The sequence below is a fragment of the Streptomyces sp. NPDC019531 genome (assembly GCF_044903305.1).
Taxonomy (GTDB): domain Bacteria; phylum Actinomycetota; class Actinomycetes; order Streptomycetales; family Streptomycetaceae; genus Streptomyces.
The window spans coordinates 54,898-75,347 of sequence record NZ_JBJDQL010000041.1; the positions used below are offsets into that span (position 1 = coordinate 54,898).

19 protein-coding genes are annotated in these 20,450 nt (G+C 71.4%); 8 read left to right on the forward strand and 11 right to left on the reverse strand.

Features of this window, described 5'->3' with window-relative positions; all coding sequences use genetic code 11:
- Positions 1-54: 54 nt before the first annotated feature.
- The 3 genes from ACI2L1_RS34720 to ACI2L1_RS34730 are packed head-to-tail and all read right to left on the reverse strand — an operon-like array spanning position 55 to position 3,973.
- Entirely contained in the window at positions 55-1,992 is a 1,938-nt protein-coding gene (locus tag ACI2L1_RS34720; protein ID WP_404743389.1) for a glycoside hydrolase family 9 protein, read from the reverse strand.
- A complete protein-coding gene (locus ACI2L1_RS34725) occupies positions 1,989-3,305 on the reverse strand; it encodes a sensor histidine kinase (protein WP_404743390.1) in 1,317 nt (438 codons plus the stop codon). The genes ACI2L1_RS34720 and ACI2L1_RS34725 overlap by 4 nt, the downstream gene beginning before the upstream one ends.
- The gene (locus tag ACI2L1_RS34730) at positions 3,302-3,973 is read right to left on the reverse strand and encodes a winged helix-turn-helix domain-containing protein (RefSeq protein ID WP_404743391.1); all 672 of its coding nucleotides are present in this window, start codon (positions 3,971-3,973) and stop codon (positions 3,302-3,304) included. Before ACI2L1_RS34730 ends, ACI2L1_RS34725 begins: the two co-directional genes overlap by 4 nt.
- Before the next feature lie 112 nt (positions 3,974-4,085).
- Between ACI2L1_RS34730 and ACI2L1_RS34735 the strand changes: the two genes are divergently transcribed.
- Together ACI2L1_RS34735 and ACI2L1_RS34740 are read left to right on the forward strand one after the other, a co-directional pair.
- Positions 4,086-5,843 carry a sensor histidine kinase gene (locus ACI2L1_RS34735; RefSeq protein ID WP_404743392.1) on the forward strand — a complete coding sequence of 586 codons (1,758 nt, stop codon included), beginning with the start codon at positions 4,086-4,088 and terminating at the stop codon, positions 5,841-5,843.
- A 30-nt stretch (positions 5,844-5,873) separates the two neighbouring features.
- On the forward strand, positions 5,874-6,542 hold the full coding sequence (locus tag ACI2L1_RS34740; RefSeq protein WP_404743393.1) for a response regulator: 669 nt from the start codon (positions 5,874-5,876) through the stop codon (positions 6,540-6,542).
- Positions 6,543-6,590: 48 nt separating this feature from the next.
- On the opposite strand, the gene ACI2L1_RS34745 is transcribed toward ACI2L1_RS34740, so the two are convergent.
- From ACI2L1_RS34745 to ACI2L1_RS34760, 4 genes are all read right to left on the reverse strand, one after another.
- Positions 6,591-7,544: a formylglycine-generating enzyme family protein gene (locus ACI2L1_RS34745; RefSeq protein WP_404743394.1), complete on the reverse strand. Its 954-nt coding sequence runs from the start codon at positions 7,542-7,544 to the stop codon at positions 6,591-6,593.
- A gap of 51 nt (positions 7,545-7,595) precedes the next feature.
- Entirely contained in the window at positions 7,596-8,729 is a 1,134-nt protein-coding gene (locus ACI2L1_RS34750) for a M24 family metallopeptidase (protein ID WP_404743395.1), read from the reverse strand.
- A gap of 89 nt (positions 8,730-8,818) precedes the next feature.
- Positions 8,819-9,163: a MazG-like family protein gene (locus ACI2L1_RS34755; protein ID WP_404743396.1), complete on the reverse strand. Its 345-nt coding sequence runs from the start codon at positions 9,161-9,163 to the stop codon at positions 8,819-8,821.
- A 66-nt stretch (positions 9,164-9,229) separates the two neighbouring features.
- A complete protein-coding gene (locus ACI2L1_RS34760; RefSeq protein WP_404743397.1) occupies positions 9,230-9,802 on the reverse strand; it encodes a DoxX family protein in 573 nt (190 codons plus the stop codon).
- Positions 9,803-9,934: 132 nt separating this feature from the next.
- Here ACI2L1_RS34760 and ACI2L1_RS34765 point away from each other — a divergent pair, with 132 nt between their 5' ends.
- Positions 9,935-10,261 carry a nuclear transport factor 2 family protein gene (locus tag ACI2L1_RS34765; RefSeq protein ID WP_404743398.1) on the forward strand — a complete coding sequence of 109 codons (327 nt, stop codon included), beginning with the start codon at positions 9,935-9,937 and terminating at the stop codon, positions 10,259-10,261.
- A gap of 56 nt (positions 10,262-10,317) precedes the next feature.
- Positions 10,318-11,298, forward strand: coding sequence for an aldo/keto reductase (locus ACI2L1_RS34770; RefSeq protein ID WP_404743399.1), 981 nt, complete (start codon positions 10,318-10,320; stop codon positions 11,296-11,298).
- Between the two features lie 70 nt (positions 11,299-11,368).
- Here ACI2L1_RS34770 and ACI2L1_RS34775 read toward each other — a convergent pair whose 3' ends face one another.
- The 4 genes from ACI2L1_RS34775 to ACI2L1_RS34790 form a co-directional block, all read right to left on the reverse strand.
- Positions 11,369-12,061, reverse strand: coding sequence for an ABC transporter ATP-binding protein (locus tag ACI2L1_RS34775; protein WP_404743400.1), 693 nt, complete (start codon positions 12,059-12,061; stop codon positions 11,369-11,371).
- A gap of 79 nt (positions 12,062-12,140) precedes the next feature.
- A complete protein-coding gene (locus ACI2L1_RS34780) occupies positions 12,141-13,619 on the reverse strand; it encodes an ABC transporter permease (protein WP_404743401.1) in 1,479 nt (492 codons plus the stop codon).
- A gap of 361 nt (positions 13,620-13,980) precedes the next feature.
- Complete coding sequence (locus ACI2L1_RS34785) at positions 13,981-14,739, reverse strand: SDR family oxidoreductase (RefSeq protein ID WP_404743402.1); 759 nt, start codon at positions 14,737-14,739, stop codon at positions 13,981-13,983.
- Positions 14,740-14,836: 97 nt separating this feature from the next.
- Positions 14,837-15,868 carry a Gfo/Idh/MocA family protein gene (locus tag ACI2L1_RS34790; protein WP_404743403.1) on the reverse strand — a complete coding sequence of 344 codons (1,032 nt, stop codon included), beginning with the start codon at positions 15,866-15,868 and terminating at the stop codon, positions 14,837-14,839.
- Positions 15,869-15,985: 117 nt separating this feature from the next.
- Here ACI2L1_RS34790 and ACI2L1_RS34795 point away from each other — a divergent pair, with 117 nt between their 5' ends.
- From ACI2L1_RS34795 to ACI2L1_RS34810, 4 genes are all read left to right on the forward strand, one after another.
- A complete protein-coding gene (locus tag ACI2L1_RS34795; protein WP_404743404.1) occupies positions 15,986-17,284 on the forward strand; it encodes a multidrug effflux MFS transporter in 1,299 nt (432 codons plus the stop codon).
- A complete protein-coding gene (locus ACI2L1_RS34800; protein WP_404743405.1) occupies positions 17,236-18,411 on the forward strand; it encodes a serine hydrolase domain-containing protein in 1,176 nt (391 codons plus the stop codon). The genes ACI2L1_RS34795 and ACI2L1_RS34800 overlap by 49 nt, the downstream gene beginning before the upstream one ends.
- A gap of 166 nt (positions 18,412-18,577) precedes the next feature.
- Positions 18,578-19,561, forward strand: coding sequence for a small ribosomal subunit Rsm22 family protein (locus ACI2L1_RS34805; RefSeq protein ID WP_404743406.1), 984 nt, complete (start codon positions 18,578-18,580; stop codon positions 19,559-19,561).
- 212 nt (positions 19,562-19,773) lie between these two features.
- Positions 19,774-20,391, forward strand: a complete 618-nt coding sequence (locus ACI2L1_RS34810; protein ID WP_404743407.1) for a TetR/AcrR family transcriptional regulator — start codon at positions 19,774-19,776, stop codon at positions 20,389-20,391.
- Positions 20,392-20,450: the final 59 nt, after the last annotated feature.

A 20,450-nucleotide genomic window follows, 5' to 3' on the forward strand; every position in this document is an offset into this window, starting at 1 on the left:
CTGGCCGTCATGTCCCGTGCCTGCCAAGCGACTTGAGGAGTCCCAGAGGCTCGGTCACCGACCGTCGGCCTGTGCGGTGAGGGCGAAGGCCAGCAGTGCCGTCGTGGTGAAGTCCAGTGAGGGCTCCACGGTCTGCCACGCGCCCACGTCGTCCACGTACCGCGCGCCCTTGCCGTCGAAGTCGGTCCAGGCCCCCGACGGGGGAGCCGCCGTGCACTTCTTCATGGTCGGGAAGCCGTTCAACTCATCGAGCTTCGAGGCGGCGTTGGGGCCGTTGACCACGGCCCCGCGCAGGATGGCGCCCTTGCCGTCGTGACTGCCCCGGAGGTTGGCCAACTGGTGTTCCGGGCAGTGCGGGTAGACCTCGCCCGCACCGATCATGAAGCTGGTGCCCCAAGGGTTGGCACCGAGGGCCCAGCCCCGCTGCTGCCCGGCGAAGGCCGCGTAACGGGTGTCTCCGGTGGCCTTGGCGTAGAGGCGGGCGGTGGCCACCAGCCCGAAGGTGTGCGGTACGGCGTCGAAGTCGTCGTAGACCGCGCCGGCGCCGAACGGATCGTGCCCGGCGCGATCGACACCGTCCTCCAACTGGCGGCGCAGGTCCTTGTAGAGGTCCGCGGCGGCGATGCCGTTCGTGCGGGCGCCGTCCAGGGCGGTGGCCAGGTCGACGTGGGCCAGGGCGCTGACGTCGGCGACATCGAGGGTGCCCTTGACGTCGGAGTCCAGGTAGGCCCGGGCCCAGCGGGCCGAGTCAGCAGTCCAGTCGCCCTTCCTGTCGTCACCCAACTTCGCTGCCGCCAGGGCGAGTTCGGCGCCGGCGAACTCCATGTCGTCCTGCCAGGAGTCCTCGGGGTAGAACGCGCTCGGGAAGGCGGTGACGAGCGGCTCGTCGGGGTCCGGGTCGGTCTCGGCCAGGTCGTACACGGCGGCGGCCTTGTCCAGCCACTCCTGCGCCTCGTCCGGGTCGGTGTCGGCGGCCCGCTGTGCGGCGAGGGCGAAGACCGCGGCCACCCGTCCGGCCAGGCTGGGAGTGATCGCCTCGCCCGGGTCGTTCGCACGGAAGACCGGCCGGTGCTTGATCGTGTAGTCCGGGTCGCCGGGCGACACAACGAGTCGGTCATCGGCCTCCGGCAGCCGCCACACGTCGTGATCCGTCCGTACGGCGTCGTTGCCCGCGCCTATGCCGACCTGCGTGTAGAGCGTCTCGCTGTCCCCGTCCCACATATTGTCCAGCCAGTCCAACCCGTGTGTGGCCTCGGCCGACAGCTCCTTCATGTCCGGCAGGTCCCGCTGGGCGAGCAGGAGTTCGGCGACCGAGTAGGAGGTGGTGCCGGTGAACTTGAGGAAGTCCCCCGCGTCGAACCAGCCACCGGAGACGTCGACTTGGCCGCCGGTCGGGGTCAGCCGCTCGTCGAGCAGCTCGTTGTCCTCCTCGTCGTACTCCGGATCGGCGTACACGGTCGCGTCCTCGTCGGCGAGATGGGACGGGCCGCGCTTGAGGGCACCTACGGAAAGCACGTCGGCTCCGTCGCGCTGGGCCTGGAGGAAGCGGACGTTGTCCCTGACGAGCGGCGTCATCAGCTCGCCGGCACCGGCGACGCGGAAGGCGGGGGAGCGGCCGGCCGCGGTGCCGGTGAGGACGACGCGGTAGGTGCCGGGGGTGTTCAGCGCGGAGAGGTCGGCGGTGCGCACGGAGGGGTACTTGGCGTTCCAGCGGCCGGTGGCGGGACCGAGCCTGCCCGCCGTGACCACCTTGTTGTCGACGTCGAGGACCTTGAAGCGGGCCCCCTTGAGGGCCGCCGAGGGGCCCATGACATAAGCCCGCTTCGTCTCGCCGCGCACATAGCCGACCTGGTCGACCCGGACGGCCACCTCGGTCGAGGAAGGAGGGGTGTCGCCGCCGAAGGGCAGGGCGTGCAGGCTCACGGCTAGGAGCAGGGTGCCGAGTCCCGCGGCGGTGCCGACCAGCAGCCGCGGATTGCGCAGAAAGGTCATGCGCCCACGGTGCCGGGGCCTTCATGAGATGAGGATGAGGACGCCCGGGCCGGGGTCGCCGGCAGCCGCAGCTCGGCGATCAGGCCGCCGCCGGGAGCGTCCGCGAGGCGAGCGGTGCCGTGATGCAGCGCGGCCACCCAGCGGACGATGGCGAGCCCCGCCCCCGTCCCCGAAGCGGCTCCGGAACCCCCGGTGACACCCCGGGCGAAGACCCGCTCCCGGTCCGCGGGCGGCACACCCGCCCCGTGATCACGGACCGCGACGAGACCTTCGGCGACGGTGACCTCCACCGGCGACCCGGCCGGGCCACCATGGCGCTGGGCGTTCTCCACCAGGTTCCGCACCGCCTGCGCCAGCAGGTCCGGATCGCCGAGCACCACCACCGGCTCGGAGGTCACCGTGACGCCCTCGTGGTCCGGCAACTCCTCGACGGTGATCTCCACCAGCTGGTCGAGGCGCAGAGGCACCAGCTCGGCCCGCTGCGCACCGGCCTCCATACGGGCCCTGGCGAGCAGCCCGGTGACCAGCCGGCTGAGCCGGTCCACGAGCCGTAGCGCCTCGTCGGAAGAACCACGTCCCTCGACCACGAGCCGCAACGTCGCCAGCGGTGTTCGCAGCTCGTGCGCCGCCTCGGCCAGGAACTGCTCCTGCTGCGCCAGCCCACGCAGGGCGGGACGCATGGCCCGCCCTGACAGCAGATGGCCGACGGCCGCCGCGCAGCAGACCAGAGCCGTGCAGCCGAGCACCAGCCAGCGCACGAGGACCTCGTGATCGTGCTCGCTGCGCGCCAGCTCCGTACCGACCAGCACGGCCGCACCGATCCGGTCGCCGTCCCAGACGGGAGCGGCCGCCCACCGCAGCCGCCCCCCGTGTCGGGCAGGGGCGCTGAGGACGACGGTCTCCTGTTCGTCGAGGACTCGCTGCCAGACCTGGTCGAGCCGCTCTTCATCGGGCAGTGCCGAGCGTGCGGGCACGACGTTCCGAACCGACGGCGATGCTCCCGACTCCGTCTGATTCGTCTGGAGAACGGCCAACACCTGTGCGCCCTGCGCGAGTTCGTCCTCGTGCAACGGCTCCAGGTGCAGCACCCCCGCATCGAACCAGACGGCCCGCGACAGTCCGACGGCGCGGCTGCCGACCTCGTGGTCGAGGCCGGACCGGCGGGATCCGGCATCGATGCGGATGGCGACAGCGGCGAGTACGACGAGACAGGCGGCGGTGGTCGCCGCGAACAGGAGCGTCATCAACCGGCGGGTGCGCCGCAGCCGGGCGACCGCGGGGGAGAGGGCGGACGCTGTGTCCCGGCGGATCACGCCCGCGCCTCGTCGCCCAGCCGGTAGCCGACGCCGCGCACCGTGGCGATCGGATCGGGCGGCCCGAGCCGCCGTCGCAACTGGCCGATCAGCACGTCCACGACGTTGGACATCGGCTCGCTCGCCTCGTCCCAGCAGCTCTCGATCAGCTCGGTGCGCGTCACCACCTCGCCGGCGCGCAGCATCAGGACCTCCAGCACCGCGAACTCCTTGGCCGACAGGGTGAGCAGCACCCCGGCCCTGGACACGCGGCGCCGTGGCAGATCGACCTCCAGGTCTCCCGCCCGCAGGAGCGGCGGCCGCGCGGGCTGTTCCCTGCGGCACAACGCCCGTACCCGTACGACCAGTTCGGCGAAGGCGAACGGCTTGACCAGGTAGTCGTCCGCGCCGTGCTCGAACCCGGCCACCCGGTCGCTCACCGTGTCCAGCGCCGTCAGCAGCAGGAAGGGCAGCGTCGATCCCGCCCGCCGGTGTCCGGCGAGCAGCGTGAGCGAGTCACCGTCCGGCACCGAACGGTCGGCCACCACACAGTCGTAGCGATTGACGGAGAGCTTGAGATCCGCCTCGGCCAGAGTCCGCGCGAGGTCCACCGCGAACCCGGCATCCCGCAGCTGAGCAGCGACGACGGGTCCCAGCTCGGGATCGTCCTCCAAGACCAATACGCGCATGGGCCGGAGCTTAGACGGTGCGGGTGTCAGGGCCGGACGATGCGACTTTCGTCGCGCGTGAGTGCGACGAACGGGTGCTGTGTGTTCACGCGACGATGCCTACCGTTGGCGCGTGGACGTGAAGACGAAGGCCCTCGACCTCCGGAAACACCTGGGCACGGCAGACATGTGGTCCTGGCGGCGGATTGTCGGCGAGACGCTGCTGGCCCTCCTCCTGGTCGCGTCCGCGGTGGCGGGCCTGACGGGCGAGGGCGCGTTGTGGACGGCCGCCGCGGCAGCCGTCACCGTGGTGGCCTCGCTGCTGCGGAGGGCTTTCCCGGCGACCGTGCTGGTCCTCGTGGGCGCGGTCGCCGGCGTGGTCGGTGGTGTCTGGATGGCCCTGATCATCGTGAGCTGGTCGGCGGGTTCGCGGATCGAGGCACCGCGGCGGGCGCTCACGGTGTTCGCGGCCGGCTACGTCCTGTACGCGGGCCTGTCCGTCACCCACACGACGCTCGGCCTGCTCCCGGCGCAGGCGCTGCTGTTCAGCACGCTCGCGTTCCTGGCCACAGCGGTCGTGCCCGGGCTCACCAGTCGCTACCGCGCCCAACGGCGCAGGCTCCTGCGCGCGCTGCACGAGCACAACGCCCAGTTGCTGCGCGAACGCGAGATGGTCGCGTCCCACGCGCGCCTTCGGGAGCGGCAGCGCATAGCCCAGGACATGCACGACAGCCTCGGCCACCAACTGGCACTGATCGCCGTCCACACGGGCGCCCTTGAGGTGGACCGGGACCTGACGGACGGGCAGCGCGAGGTGGTCGGAGTGCTGCGGGAGGCGTCCGTGGCCGCGATGCACGAACTGCGCGAAGCCGTCGGCATCCTGCGCGACGGCACCCCCGAGCCGACGCGGGAGCACGAGGGCGACACGGAGTCCGCGCGCCGGGGTGTCGCGGGCGTCGACGGCCTGGTCGCGGCGTCGCGGGGGGCGCGGGCGGCGGTGGAGCTGCGCCGCACGGGCGAGGCACGGCCACTGGCCCCCGCCGCGGACCATGCGGTCTACCGGATCGTGCAGGAAGCGCTGACGAACGCCCTCAAGCACGCGCCGGGCGCCCCGATCACCGTAGAGCTGCGCTACGAGCCGGATTCCCTGGTCGTCGAGGTCGCCAACGGGCCGGCGCCCGCGACGACCGCCGGCGACCGGGTGCCGGTGGTCAGCGGCGGGCAGGGCCTGACGGGACTGCAGGAACGAGCCCGGCTGGTCGGCGGCATGGTGCATGCCGGGCCCGCGCCCGACGGCGGGTTCCGCGTCGCGGGCGTGCTGCCCTACGGTCCCCGGTCCCCGCAGCCGGCACAGCGCGGTCGGCAGCGAGCGGACCGGACGCGGACAGAGTCGACGTTCGTCGATGCGGCGAACGACTTCCGGGGGCAGAACGAGGGCGTGGCGCCCGGCGACGGTGGTGCGGACATCGACCGGTCCGGTCCGCCGGACATGCAGAAGGAGTTCGACATCGCCATGGGACGCACCAAGAAGCGGGTAGCGATCGGATGTGGCACCGCACTGCTGGCCTTCGTGGTTCTCGGGGTGGTTGCCGTCGTGTTGATCTTCAACCTGGCGGGCAAGGAGTACGACAAGCTCTATATCCGGCCGTCGGTCTACAACTCGGTGAAGGTCGGGGACACCGAGACGGCAGTGCGGGCCAAGCTGCCGCGCGGCAAGTCGTTCGTCGCCCCGGCCATGGACGAATCGGGGCCCGCCGTGCCGCGGGGAGCGACGTGCTCGTCCTACCTGTCGACGGAGTTCGGGCCGAAGGACGGGGACAAGTCGACCGCCTACCGTTTCTGCTTCAAGGACGGCAAACTGATCGAGAAAAAGACCTATCTGGTCGGATAGCAGCCATCGCCGCACGCCTGCAGGAGAGTCGTGATCAGAGTCCTCGTAGCGGATGACGAACCGCTGATCCGGGCGGGCATCAGGATGATCCTCACCTCCGCCGCCGACATCGATGTCGTGGCGGAGGCGGCCAACGGTCGGGAGGCGGTCGACCTGGTCCGTGCCCATGCCGTGGACGTGGCGCTGCTCGACATCCAGATGCCGGTGCTGGACGGGCTGTCCGCACTGAGCGAACTGCGGCGAGCGGCGCCGTCCGTACGTCCGCTGATCCTGACGACGTTCGGCGAGCGGGAGAACGTGCTGCGTGCGCTGAGCCAGGGCGGCGCCGGGTTCCTGCTGAAGGACTCGGCGCCCGTCGAGCTGATCCAGGCGGTACGGGCGGCGGCGGCCGGGGACGCGTATCTGTCGCCCGGCGCCACGCGACACGTGGTCGACTCGCTCGCCTCGGGGCAGGCCGCCGCACGCGGCGACGAAGCGCGGCAGCGTCTGAAGACACTGAGCACCCGGGAACTGGAGGTGCTCGCACTGCTCGGTGAGGGGCTGTCGAACGCCGACGCGGGGACACGGATCCATGTGAGCGAGGCGACGGTGAAGACGTACGTCAGCCGGATCCTGACGAAGCTGGAGTGCGAGAACCGTGTACAGGCGGCGCTGCTGGCACGGGACGCGGGGCTGGAGCCGGGGGTGCATCCCCGTTGACATGGGAGAGCAGGGGGGTGATCCGGTGAACCGAAAAAACCGGCACGCTCAGCCGCCGACGTCCTGGGCGCAACGGAACCCCGTGTGCCCACTGGAACTGTCCGCCGTGTTCGCACTGCGCGCGGCCACCCGGTAACGGTTGCAGTAGGAGGCATGGCACATGTGGGAGCCCCCGCGGATGACCTTCGCGGTGCCGGTCGCAGGCCCGGTCGGGTCGGCCCCCGCCAAGTGGTCAGTGGTCCACCAGTCCGCGCACCACTCCCACACGTTGCCCGCCATGTTGTAGAGACCATGGCCGTTGGGCGAGAAGGCGTCCACCGGTGCCGTACCCCGATAGCCGTCCGCCGCCGTGTTCTTCGTCGGGAACGTGCCCCTGAAGATGTTGCAGCGGTACTCGCCGCCGGGGTTCAGCTCATCGCCCCACGGATAGCGTGCCTGCTCCAGGCCGCCCCGCGCCGCGTACTCCCACTCCGCCTCGGTCGGGAGGCGTTTTCCCGCCCAACGGGCGTACGCGGACGCGTCGTTCCAGGACACGTGGGTGACGGGGTGGTTGCCGCGGTCGGCGACCGAACTGCCCGGTCCCTCCGGGAGGTTCCACGCGGCGCCCGACACCGCGCACCACCACGGGGTGGCCTCGGGGCGAGGGGAGTCGCGGCGCAGGATCCCGGGAAGGAAGGCCGCGAAGACGTACGACCATCCCAGGCGTTCGGCGTCCGTCACATGCCCGGTCTCGGCGACGAACTCCGCGAACCGGTCGTTGGTGACCGCGCAGACGTCCATGCGGAACGGGGAGAGCCGCACCGGGCGTACCGGGCCCTCGCCGTCCGCCGGGAAACCCTCGCTGTCCTCCGCGCCCATCAGGAACTCGCCGCCGGGCAGGAGCACCGTCCCGTCCGAAGCGGGTCGTCTCCGTGCCTCCTGCGGCAGCGGTCGTAGCGGCTTCGGTGGTCGGCCGGTCGACGGCATACAGCAGTGAGGAGACGGTATGGGGGCGTCGGTCACGTCAGTACCGTACGTGTGATCAAGCGGCGTCACGAACACACCGGAGATCGCTCATTCCACGATCGCCATCGCCTGATCCGTCGCGCTGAGCCGCCTGACCCCGTCCGCCGTGCAGGTCACGACATCCTCGATCCGCACCCCGAACCGCCCCGGCAGATACACCCCGGGCTCGACGGCGAAGCACATGCCGGGCACCAGCGCGGTCTCCTCGCCCTCGACCAGATACGGCGGCTCGTGGGTCGCGATGCCCACGCCGTGGCCGGTGCGGTGGGTGAAGTACGTTCCGTACCCCGCGTCCGCGACGACCGTGCGGGCCCGCTGGGCGACGTCCTGGCAGGAGACGCCCGGGGCGACCGCCTCGAAGGCCGCCTGCTGGGCCGTACGGACGAGGTCGTGGACCGTGCGCTCCTCCTCCGTGGGTTCGCCGACGTGGACCGTGCGGGCGGTCTCGGAGGCGTAGCCGTCCCTGAGGCCGCCGAAGGCGAGGACGACCGTGTCGCCGTGCTCGATCACCCGGTCGCCGGCCCCGTGGTGGGGGTCCGCACTGTGCGGGCCGGAGGCGACCACCGTGAAGTCGACCTGGCTGTGGCCGTGTTCGCGGAGCAGACGGGCCAGGTCGGTGGCCACGTCGATTTCGCGGCGGCCGGTGAAACGGACGGAAAGGATCTCCTCGTACGCCGCGTCCGCCGCCGCTCCCGCCACGGCGAGACGGGCCACCTCGTGCTCGTCCTTCACCGCGCGGAGCAGCGGGAGTACGACGGTCAGCGGGCGGTAGGCCGTCAACGGCAGGGCCTCCTGAAGGCCCAGCAGGTGCAGGGCCCAGGTCGTGTCGGAGACGCCGTAGCGGCCATTGGGGAGGAGGAGGCCGGTGGCGGCGGCGTACGGGTCCTGACCGTCGCTCCAGTCGGAGACGCGTACCGCGCCCGCGGCGGGGGCGGCCTCCGCGGCGGGGCGTTCCAGGGCCGGGACCAGCAGGCGGGGTTCGGCGCCGGGGGAGAGCACGAGGAGGGTCAGGCGCTCGGTCGCCGCGGCGGGACGGTAGCCGCACAGCCACACCAGGTCGGGGCCGGGGGTGATGAGCAGCCCGGCGAGGCCGGCCTCGATCGCTTCCCTTGCGGCCCTGGTCATACGGGCCGCGTAGTCCGGCTCGCTGAACTCCGTGGAGGGCGTGGGGGCGGCGTTCATGGGTCTCCTCGGACGTGGCCGTCATCCGGTTCATCGTCCGAGGGGCGGGGTGCGGGGTGCCTGGGGGCGTAGGCCGACCGGGTGAGGGTTCAGGCCGCCTCGGGGCCGAGTGAACGCTCCGCCACCCGGATCAGATGGCGGTGGAAGACCTCGCGGGTGTCCGGGGTCAGCGTGCGCAGCGCCACCAGCGCGGTGATCACCACGTCGCAGAGCTCGCCCTGCACGTCCTCCCAGGTGTGGGTGACACCCTTGCGGGGGTTCTGGCCGAGCGCGCCGATGACGGCCTCGGAGACCTCACCGACCTCCTCGGAGAGCTTCAGCATCCGCAGGAGAAGACCCTCGCGGCCGCCCACCGGCTGATCCGTCTCCAGCCAGGTCCACAGGGCGTCGACGGACTTCCAGAGGTCCTCGGAGGACGTGTCGTGCTCACTCATGCGGAGCAGCCTCCCACGGGCTGCCACCCCTCTCGCACGGGCCACCCATTCCTCCCGGACGGGCCATTACTCCCCGAACAGCGCCTCCTGTTCCTCGAAGAGCGCCGTCTGCGTGTCGTCGCCGCCCTCCTTCTCCCGCAGCCGGCGATTGCGCGCCCCCACGATCAGCGCCGTCACCAGCCCCGTCGCCCCGAGCGCCGCCGGCACCATCCAGCCCCGGTTCACCGTGTGGCCGAGCGCGTGGTCCAGGGAGAGCCTGCCGGGGCCCGTGACCGCGAGACCGGCCGCCGTCAGGCCCAGCGTGGCCGCGTACTCGTAGCCGCCGCTCTGGTTGAAGAAGCCGTTGGGCGCGTGCACCGCGGACGCGCCGGTCATCGCCCCGGCCGCCGCCGCACCCGCCGCCGGGGTCGCGAGGCCCAGCGCCAGCAGCGTGCCGCCGCCCGCCTCGGCCAGCCCCGCCGCCGTCGCGCTGGCCCGGCCCGGCGCGTACCCGACGGACTCCATGAACTGGCCGGTCCCCTCGATGCCACCCCCGCCGAACCAGCCGAGCAGTTTCTGCGCGCCGTGGGCGGCCAGCACACCCCCGGTTCCCAGCCGGAGCAGCAGCAGGCCCAGATCGCGTCGGTCGTAAGCGCTCACGATGACTCCCAGTACGAGAAGTGGAACGAGACCCCCCTCGCGTTTCCACCGTCGCACCGCTCACACCCGTCCGGGACACCCGGGCCGCCGTTCGGGTGGCGGCCTCGTGGACGCGGTGTGAGTCTGACTGGCATGACGATTCAGACCGCCAGACTCAGCGACCCGGCCGTCCGCGCCTTCGTCACCGCTGTCAACGCCCATGACCGGGACGCCTTCCTGGCCCTGCTCGCGCCCGGCGCGACCATGGCGGACGACGGCAGCGACCGCGACCTCGACGACTGGATCGACCGGGAGATCTTCTCCTCCAACGGCCATCTCGACGTCGACAACGAGTCCAACGGCGGCCGTTCCCTCCTCGCCCACTACCGCAACGACGCCTGGGGCGAGATGCGCACCCGCTGGGACTTCACGGTCGGCGAGGACGGCAGGATCGCCCGCTTCGAGACCGGCCAGGCGTAGAGATCCCGTACGGCCTCTTGCCTTCGTGTGCGCTCCAACTCCTAACGTTCTCAGGCATGGAGATCACACGCACTCTCGGCCGTTCCGGCATCGAGGTCAGCGCGCTCGGGTTCGGCTGCTGGGCGATCGGCGGGGAGTGGCAGGCCGCCGATGGACAGCCCCTCGGCTGGGGCAGGGTCGACGACGAGGAGTCCGTACGGGCGATCCGACGCGCCCTCGACCTGGGCGTCACCTTCTTCGACACGGCGGACACCTACGGCGCCGGGCACAGCGAGCGAGTGCTGGGACGGGCGCTGGGCAAACGGCGTGACGACGTCGTCCTCGCCACCAAGTGGGGCAACGTCTTCGACGAGAACACCCGCACCCTCACCGGCCACGACCACACCCCGGCCTACGCCCGCCACGCGCTCACCGCGTCCCTCGCCCGCCTCGGCACCGACCACGTGGACCTCTACCAGCTCCACCTCTCCGATCTCGACCCGGCGCTCGCGGCCGAACTCCGGGACCTGTGCGAGGAGTTCGTGAGCGAGGGTCTGATCCGTGCCTACGCCTGGAGCACCGACGACCCGGCCCGCGCCGCGGTGTTCGCGCAGGGGGAGCACTGCGTGGCCGTACAGCATGCGCTGAACGTGATGCAGGACGCCCCCGACATGCTCTCCCTGTGCGAGGAGTCGAACCTGGCGAGCATCAACCGCAGACCGCTGGCGATGGGGTTGCTGGCAGGGAAGCGCCAAGGGTCGCAGGACGCCGGCGACATCCGCAGCAACCCCCCGGCCTGGCTCCAGGGCTTCGGAGACGGCACGACGGCCGACCCGCAGTGGCTGGCGAGGATCGACGCGCTGAAGGAGATCCTGACGAGCAACGACCGTACGCTCGCACAGGGCGCGTTGGCCTGGCTGTGGGCGCGCAGCTCACACACGATCCCGATCCCGGGTTTCCGTTCCGTGGCCCAGGCGGAGCAGAACGCGGCAGCAATGGAAAAGGGACCGCTCACCGCCGACCAGCTGACCGAGGTCAACCGCATTCTCGAACGGTGAGCGGAAGCGCCCCGTAGGGGCGCGGCGAACTGCGCGACCAGCCACGACGACGCCGCGGCCGAACGACTGACTAGGACCCCTGAGCGACCGCCTGCTCGGTCAATGTGATCTGCCCCGCCTTGATCGTCGCCAGCCGCGGCGACCGCCGAGCGATCGACGAGTCATGCGTGACCAGGATGAACGTCAACCCGTACTCGTGCCACAGCCCTTCCAGCAGTGCCATGATCTCGTCCCGCATCGACTCGTCGAGGTTGCCGGTCGGCTCGTCGGCCAGCAACACCTTCGGCTTCTTGACCAGCGCACGCGCGATGGCCACCCGCTGCTGCTGACCACCCGACAGTTCTGAGGGCGCGTGGGTGAGCCGCTCACCCAGCCCTACCGAGCGGAGCGCCTCCGCGGCCCGCTCACGCCGTTCCGCCGGCTTCACACCGAGCGGGACCAGCGCGGTCTCGACGTTCTCCTGAGCGGTGAGCGTCGGGATCAGGTTGAACGACTGGAAGATGATGCCGATCTTCTCGGCCCGCAGCCGCGTCAGCTTGGCCTCGCTGATGCGCGCGAGGTCGACGCCGTCCAGCTCGACGCTGCCCTCGGTCGGCCGGTCGAGGCCGCCGATCATCTGGAGGAGGGTGGACTTGCCGCCGCCGGTGGGGCCCTGGATGACCAGCTGGTCGCCGTCCTCGATGGTGAGGTCCACGCCACGCAGTGCCTCGATCGTCTCCTTGCCGCGCGAGTAGCGCTTGGTGACGCCGGTGAGTCTGTACATGAGAGCTCCGTAGAGGAAGAGGGGGGTGGGGCGCCGCGTCCCGGGGGGAGTGGACACGGCGCCCCAGCACAGGGGGGTGTTACGAGACGCTGCGCAGCGCGTCGGCAGGCCGCATCCGGGAGGCACGCCAGCCGCCCATCGCACCGGCGATCAGACCGCCGGTCACCGCGAGGCCCACCGCGAGGGCGATGGTGGTCATCGAGACCGGCGCGGACAGCGCGATCTCCATGGTGTTCTGGGTGGACTGCTGGCCGGGGCCGCCGCCACCGCCAGGGCCGCCCGCGCCGCCACCGCCGCCGGTGTTGCCGAGCTGTGCGGTCAGCTTGGGGCTGATCATGGTGACGGCGTACGCGGCGGCGAGGCCGAGGCCGATGCCGAGGACACCGCCGAGCAGGCCGTTCACCATCGACTCGCCGACGACCTGCCGGGTCACCCGGCGGCTGGGCCAGCCGAGCGCCTTCAGGGTGCCGAACTCACGCACCCGTCGGGAGACCGCCGAGGAGGTCAGCAGCGCGGCCACCAGGAAGGCGGCGGCGAGAACGGCGATGGAGAGCCACTTGCCGACGCTGGTCGCGAGGTTCGAGGCGGTGGACAGCGAGCCGGAGACGGTCTCCGCGAGGTCGGCGGAGGTCGTGACGGTCGTACCGGAGATGTTCTTCTGGATCGCCGCCTTGACCGCGTCGATCTTCTGGGAGTCGGTCGCCTTGACGTAGACCGTGGTGACCTGGTTCTTGGCGTCGGCCAGCGTCTGCGCCTGCTTCAGAGGCAGGTAGACGTCGGTGGTGGACTCGCTGCTGTCGGGCGTCGCGATGCCGATGATCGTGTACTTGGTGCCGGAGATCGTCAGGGTCTTGCCGACCTTGAGGGAGTTCTCCTTGGCGTACGACTTGCTGACGACCGCGACCTTCGCGTTGGTCTGCGTGGCCGTGAAGGTCTTGCCGGTGGTGATCTTCGAGCCGGCCAGCGGGCCGAGCGTCTGGTCGGTGACGTCCACGCCGGCGACAGAGTAGGAGTTCACGTCGAAGTTGGCGCCGCCGCCCTGCACCTGGGGCGCGGCGGTGCTGCCGCTGCTGTTGCCGCCGCCGCCCGGACCGCCCTGGCCCTGCGACTGGGAGGAGCCGCTGCTCTGCGACTGCGCCTTGCCCTGGGTGAAGGAGCCGTCGACCTTGGTGACGTTCAGGGTCAGCGCGCCCACCGCGCTCGCCACGCCACTCTGCTTGGAGACCTTGGTGACCACGCTGGACGCCAGGGCCTGACCACCCTGGGTCATCACGCGGTCGGAGCTCTGCGTGTCGTCGCTGTCGTTGGAGCTGGCGTCGAACTGGAAGTTCGGTCTGCCCGAACTGTTGTCCGTCGGCGCCGACCGTGCCTTGGTGACGGTCATGTCGGTGCCGAGGCCGTAGAGCGACTTCAGGACCTTGTCCTGAGCCTGTGTCATACCGGCCGACACCGAGTTCACGGTGATGACCAGGGCGATACCGAGCGCCAGACCCAGAGCGATGACCAGAGCCGCCTTCTTGCGCCGGCCCAGCTCGCGCTTGAGATAGATGCCAAACATCCCGTTCCTCGAAGGTTCTTGGCGCCCGCTGTGGGCGCGGCATCAAGGTAGGGACGCAGCATTGCGGGGCCGTGAGTAAGGGATGTGTGCAGGCTGAGAAGGGATGTGCGTGAGCTGAGAATGTGCGCGGCGGCCGTCCACGGGCCGGTGCGCACCTCGCGGTCCCACGCGAGATCCACCCCCACCCGGCCCATGGACGGCCGCCGCCTCCCCCCTCGGGCGGTCAGCGGAACGCCACTCCTCCATATGTGTAGCTCTTGTGGAGGAGACGTGACGAGCATAGGCCGCCGACCGGCCCGTATGGGGCGGATGAACACATTCCGCTTGTGGAAATCGGCTGCCCGGCCACGCCCACGGCCGCTCAGCCACGCCCCACGTACGGCATCGCCGTCGCCAGTACGGTCGCGAACTGCACGTTCGCCTCCAGCGGCAGCTCCGCCATGTGCCGCACCGTGCGCGCCACGTCGGCCACGTCCATCACGGGTTCCGGCGCGACCTCCCCGTTGGCCTGCAGCGCCCCGGTCCCCATGCTCGCGGTCATGTCGGTCGCCGCGTTCCCGATGTCGATCTGCCCCACCGCGATGCCGTACGGCCGCCCGTCCAGCGACAGGGACTTGGTGAGGCCTGTGAGAGCGTGCTTGGTCGTGGTGTAGGCGACGGAGTGCGGCCGGGGCGCATGAGCCGAGATCGACCCGTTGTTGATGATCCGGCCGCCTTGCGGGTCCTGTTCCTTCATCTGCCGGTACGCCGCCTGCGCGCACAGGAACGCCCCGTTGAGGTTGGTGTCCACCACATGCCGCCAGGCGTCGTACGGCAGTTCCTCCACCGGCACCCCGCCGGGACCGAACGTCCCCGCGTTGTTGAACAGCAGGTCGACCCGGCCGAACCGCTCCACGGCGGCACCGAAGAGCGCGGCCACGTCCTCGGGCCGCGAGACATCCGTGCGTACGGTGAGAGCGGCGCCCTCGGGCACCACGGCCGCCGTCTCCTCCAGCGTCTGCGTCCGCCGCCCCGCCAGTACCACCGACCAGCCCGTACCCAGCAGTTCCACCACGACCGCGCGGCCGATCCCGGAGCCCGCGCCGGTCACCACCGCGGTCTTCGCATTCTTGGTGTCCATGGGCCCGCAGCGTAGGTGAGGCTCCACGAGACGGAAGTCCCGGTCCGTCATGCGGGTGCCGCCGCCCCCGCGGGCACGGAGGTGGGGAACCCGGGGCTCACACCGGCGTGACGACCCCGACGTGCTCCCCGGCGACCTCTCCCGGGTAGCGGACGCCGATCCGGTCCCGTACCGCGTCGAGCGTCCGCATCACCGCGAGGGTGCCCTCCAACGGCACCAGCGGAGACTCCTTCTCACCGGCCCGCAGCGCCCGCATCACCTCGCGGGCCTCGTGCTTGAGGCTGTTGCGGGGCCCGTCGGCCGGGTCGGCCACGAACTCCTCCGGGTCCCGGCCGTCCCGGTGCAGGACGAAACGGTCCGGGTGGAAGAAGCCGTTGGGGATGTCGATCCGGCCCAGCGATCCGGTGACCGAGGCGATCGTGGCGGTGCCGCCGGTCAGGGAGCAGTGCAGCGAGGCGAGCGCACCGCTGTCCCAGGAGAGCAGCGCGCCGGTCTGCAGGTCGACGCCCTCCTCGGACAGCACCGCCTTCGCCGTGACGTCCGACGGCTCCCCGAGCAGCAGATGCGCGAACGACACCGGATACACCCCGAGGTCGAGCAGCGCACCGCCACCCTGTGCCGGGTCCCGCAGCCGGTGCGCGGGCGGGAAGGGCCCGGCGAGCCCGAAGTCGGCCTGCACGGTGCGGACTTCACCGATCGCGCCGTCGTCGACGAGGGCCTTCAGCCGCCGGACCAGCGGATTGCAGTACATCCACATGGCCTCCATGAGGAAGCGGTCGTGCTCCTTGGCGAGCGCGACGAGCTCCTCGGCCTCCCGGACGTTGAGCGTGAACGCCTTCTCGCACAGCACATTGCGTCCGGCGGTCAGACACAGCCCGGCGGCCGCGCGGTGCGCCGAGTGCGGGGTCGCCACGTACACGACATCGATGTCCGCGTCCTCGGCCAGGGCGCCCCAGTCGCCGTAGGCCCGCTCGATCCCGAACCGCTCCGCGAACGCCTTCGCCGAGTCCTCGGACCGCGAGGCCACCGCGACGACCTCCGCGTCCGGCAGATCGACGAGGTCAGCGGTGAACGCGGCCGCGATCCCACCCGTCGCCAGAATCCCCCAGCGCACGCTCTGCTCCGTCATCCCGGCTCCACCCTCGCTCACATGACCGTCGCCACCTTGTACGAGCTGAGAGCATAGGTGCCCGGGGGTCCGGGGGTTCCCCCCGGGACAGCGCAGTGCTGGGAGAGGGAGGGGCACATGCCCGAGCAGGGGGCGTCGACACCGCACGTGGAACAGCAGGCGGCCGTACCGGACGCGGAACCGGCCGCCATCGCCGTGCGCCGCACAAGCCTGCTCGTCACCCTCCTCCTCGGCGGCCTCACCGCCACGCCACCGCTGGCGATGGACATGTACCTCCCCTCGCTGCCGGAGGTCACCGACTCGCTGCACGCGCCCGCCGCCACCGTCCAGCTCACCCTCACCGCCTGTCTGCTCGGCATGGCGCTCGGACAGCTGGTGGTCGGCCCGATGAGCGACCGCTGGGGCCGCCGGCGCCCGCTGCTGACCGGTCTCCTGGTGTACGTCGTCGCCACCGCGCTGTGCGCCCTCGCGCCGACGGTGGAGTTCCTGGTCGCCTTCCGCCTCGCGCAGGGCCTCGCGGGCGCGGCGGGCATAGTGATCGCCCGGGCCGTGGTCCGCGACCTGTACGACGGTGTGGCGATGGCCCGCTTCTTCTCCACCCTCATGCTGATCGGCGGGGTCGCGCCGATCGTGGCGCCGCTGATCGGCGGGCAGATCCTGCGGGTGACGGACTGGCGGGGCGTCTTCGTGGTCCTGACGGTCATCGGCGCGCTGCTCGCCGCCCTGGTCTGGGCGCGACTGCCCGAGACCCTGCCGGCGGCCGACCGGCACACCGGTGGTGTCGGCGACGCCCTGCACTCGATGCGCCGACTGCTCTCCGACCTGCCCTTCACCGGCTACATGCTCACCGGCGGCTTCGCCTTCGCCGCCCTGTTCGCCTACATCTCGGCGTCCCCGTTCGTGATCCAGGAGATCTACGGAGCCTCCCCGCAGACGTTCAGCCTGCTGTTCGGCGTGAACTCGGTCGGCCTGGTCGTGGTCGGCCAGATCAACGGCAAGGTGCTGGTGGGACGGGTCAGCCTGGACCGGGTGCTGGGCGCGGGCCTGCTGATCGTGACGGCGGCGGCCACGGCCCTGCTGCTGATGTCGACGGGGGTCTTCGGCGAGGTGGGTCTGGTGCCCGTGGCCGCGGCCCTCTTCGTCCTGATGTCGGCGATGGGCGTCACCCTGCCCAACGCCCAGTCCCTCGCCCTCCTGCGCACCAAGCACTCCGCGGGCTCCGCGTCCGCCCTGCTCGGCACGTCCTCCTTCCTCATCGGCGCGATCGCCTCCCCACTGGTCGGGATGGGCGGGGAGGACACGGCCGTCCCGATGGCGGTCGTGCAACTGGCGGCGGCACTGGTAGCGCTTGCGTGTTTCATGGCAATGTGCCGTCCTTGGAACAGGCGTACGACTATGGAGGGAGCGGAGAACTGAGCGCACCGAGACTGCGCAGCGACACACCGGAGAGGGCCGGGCTCGACCCCGACGAACTCCGTCATCTCGTCCGGGAGTTCCACGCGCTCACCACCGGTGACCGCCCCTGGGCCGCGGGCGCCGCCCTGGCCGCCGGGCGCGGGCCGGTGATCGCCGTGGAGGAGGCGGCGGGCTGGGCCGTCCGCTACGAGTCCTACGACCCCGAGACGGACGCGGGCGTGGAACTCGCCCCGGAAGCTCGTGTCCCCGTCAGCGTGGACACCCCCTTCGACCTGGCCTCCCTCACCAAGCTGTTCACGGCGGTGGCGGCGGTGCAGCAGATCGAGCGCGGCACGCTGGGCATCGACGCCAGGGTGGGGGCGTACCTCCCGGAGTTCACGGCGGCCGCGACCCACGGCATCACCGTCCGCGAGCTGCTCACCCACACCTCGGGTCTGCGCCCCGAACTTCCCCTCTACGACTGTGCCGACGACAAGGAACGTCTGAACCTCCTGCGCGCCGAGCCGCCCATCGGGGTCCCCGGCACGTACACGTACTCCGACCTGAACCCGCTGCTCCTCCAGTACGTCCTGGAACGCATCACCGGCAGCTCCCTCGACGTCCTCGTCCACGAGGGCATCACCCGACCCCTGGGCATGACGTCCACCCGCTTCGGTCCCTGCCCGGGCGCGGCGGCCACGGAGGACCAACGGCGGCCGTGGGCCAAGGCGGACCGGGGGATGCTGCGGGGTGTGGTCCACGACGAGAACGCCTGGGCGCTAGGCGGCGTCGCAGGCCACGCGGGCCTCTTCTCCACGGCCCGCGACCTGGCGATCTTCAGCCGCGCGTTGTTGGCAGGCGGCGCGTACGGTCCCGCCCGCATCCTCGGCCCGGACTTCGTGGAACTCCTCCTGACCCCGCCCGGCCTGGGCTTCGCCATCGACCAGAAGTGGTTCATGGGCGACCTGGCGGGCCGTGGAGCGGCGGGCCACACGGGCTTCACCGGAACCTCCCTGGTCCTGGACCCGGCAACGGACACTTTCCTCATCCTCCTGGCCAACACGGTCCACCCCAGAAGACGCCCACCGGACAACCGCCCGAGGGCGGCGGCGGGGACGAGGGTGGCACGGGCGGTCAGGGGGGCGTAATCCAGTCACGGGGGCGCAATCCAGCCCGTCCGGCGTTTGAGGACGAGGCCTTTCGGGCCGATGGGGGTCTGGGGGCGCAGCCCCCAGGGACGGGACGGGTAGGGGCGGCGGGGGCGAGAAAACCACCAGCCCCACCCCCCGCGCCGGTCACCCATAGAATCTCCGCGTGACCGCCCCCGCCCCCCCGGCCGAAACCCTCCGCACCACCCTCGCCACCCTCCTCGACGGCCTCCCCCCGAAGCAGGCGTCCCAGGCGGTGGACCGCCTGATCGCCAACTACCGCGGAGCCACCCCCACCGACACCCCCATCCTCCGCGACCGCGCGGACGTCGCGGCCTACGCCGCCTACCGCATGCCCGCCACCTTCGAGGCGGTCCACGCGGCCCTGGAAGCCCTCGCCGCGGCCACCCCCGAATGGACCCCCACCAGCCACACCGACGTCGGCGGCGGAACCGGTGCCGCCACCTGGGCCGTCACCGCCACCTGGCCCGGCGACCGCACGGTCACGGTGCTCGACTGGTCCGACCCCGCGCTCGCCCTCGGCCGTGAGATCGCCGCCGCCAATCCGGCCCTGAAGGACGCCCAGTGGCGGCGCACCAGGATCGGCAAGGACCTCACCCTCGCCGCCACCGACCTGGTCACCGTCTCCTACGTCCTCAACGAACTCACGCCCGACGACCGCACCGTCCTCGTGGACACGGCGGCGGCGTCGGCGCAGACGGTCGTGATCGTCGAGGCCGGGACGCCCGCCGGGTACGCCCGCGTCATCGAGGCCCGCGACCGCCTGATCGCGGCGGGGTTCCGTATCGCCGCGCCCTGTCCCCACAGCGCCGGCTGTCCGATCGTGCCCGGTGTGGACTGGTGCCACTTCTCGGCGAGGGTGAGCCGTTCGTCGCTGCACCGTCAGGTCAAGGGCGGCTCGCTGCCGTACGAGGACGAGAAGTTCAGCTATGTGGCGGCCACGCGGCTGCCGGCCGTCGCGGCCTCTGCCCGGGTGATCCGCCGGCCGCAGATCCGTAAGGGGCAGGTGCTCCTGGATCTGTGCGAGTCCGACGAACAGCTGACCCGTCGCACGGTCACGAAGCGCCACGGCGACCTGTACAAGGCGGCGCGGGACGCGGCGTGGGGTGACCCCTGGCCCCTGCCGTAGCTGCCGTACCGCCGCTCTTTTCTCGCCCCCGCCGCCCCTACCCGTCCCGTCCCTGGGGGCTGCGCCCCCAGACCCCCCATCGGCCCGAAGGGCCTCGTCCTCAATCTCCCCCAGAGGGGGTGCCCCCAGACGGGCTGGGAGTGCCTGTACGGCGTTCAAGGGACCATCCCGCAACGAGACGCCCCGTCTCACCCCCCTGTTACCGTCCCCCCATGGTCAAGCAGCCCACCCCTGACGCCACTCGCCGCAGCGAGAAGTCCCGCCGTGCCATCTACGACGCCGCCCTCGCCCTCGTCGCGGAGGTCGGCTACCCCAAGACCACCGTCGAGGGCATCGCGGCCCGCGCCGGGGTCGGGAAGCAGACGATCTACCGGTGGTGGTCGTCGAAGGCGGAGGTGCTGATGGAGGCCTTTCTCGACCTGGGCGAACAGGCGTCGCGGGAGGCCGGTCCCCAGGCGACGTACGCCATCCCCGACACCGGTGACCTCGCCGCCGACCTCAAGGCCGTGCTGCGGCTCACCGTCGACCAGCTCCAGGACCCCCGTTTCGAAGCCCCGTCCCGGGCCCTGGCGGCCGAGGGGGTCGTCAACGAGCAGGTCGGCCGGGCCTTCATGACCAAACTCCTCGAACCGTCGCTCCAGCTGTACGTCGACCGGGTGCGCGCCGCCCAGGAGGCCGGCCAGGTGCGCCCGGAGGTCGACCCGCGCATCGCCCTGGAACTCTGGGTCTCCCCCCTCGCCCAGCGCTGGCTCCAGTACACCGGCCCGATCTCCTACGACTACACCGACACCCTCGTCGACTACGCCCTCCACGGCATCGCACCCCGCTGAGAAGCGGCGTGTGTCCGTCATGTCGGTTCAGGGCACCCCGGAGCGGAGGAAGATGGGAC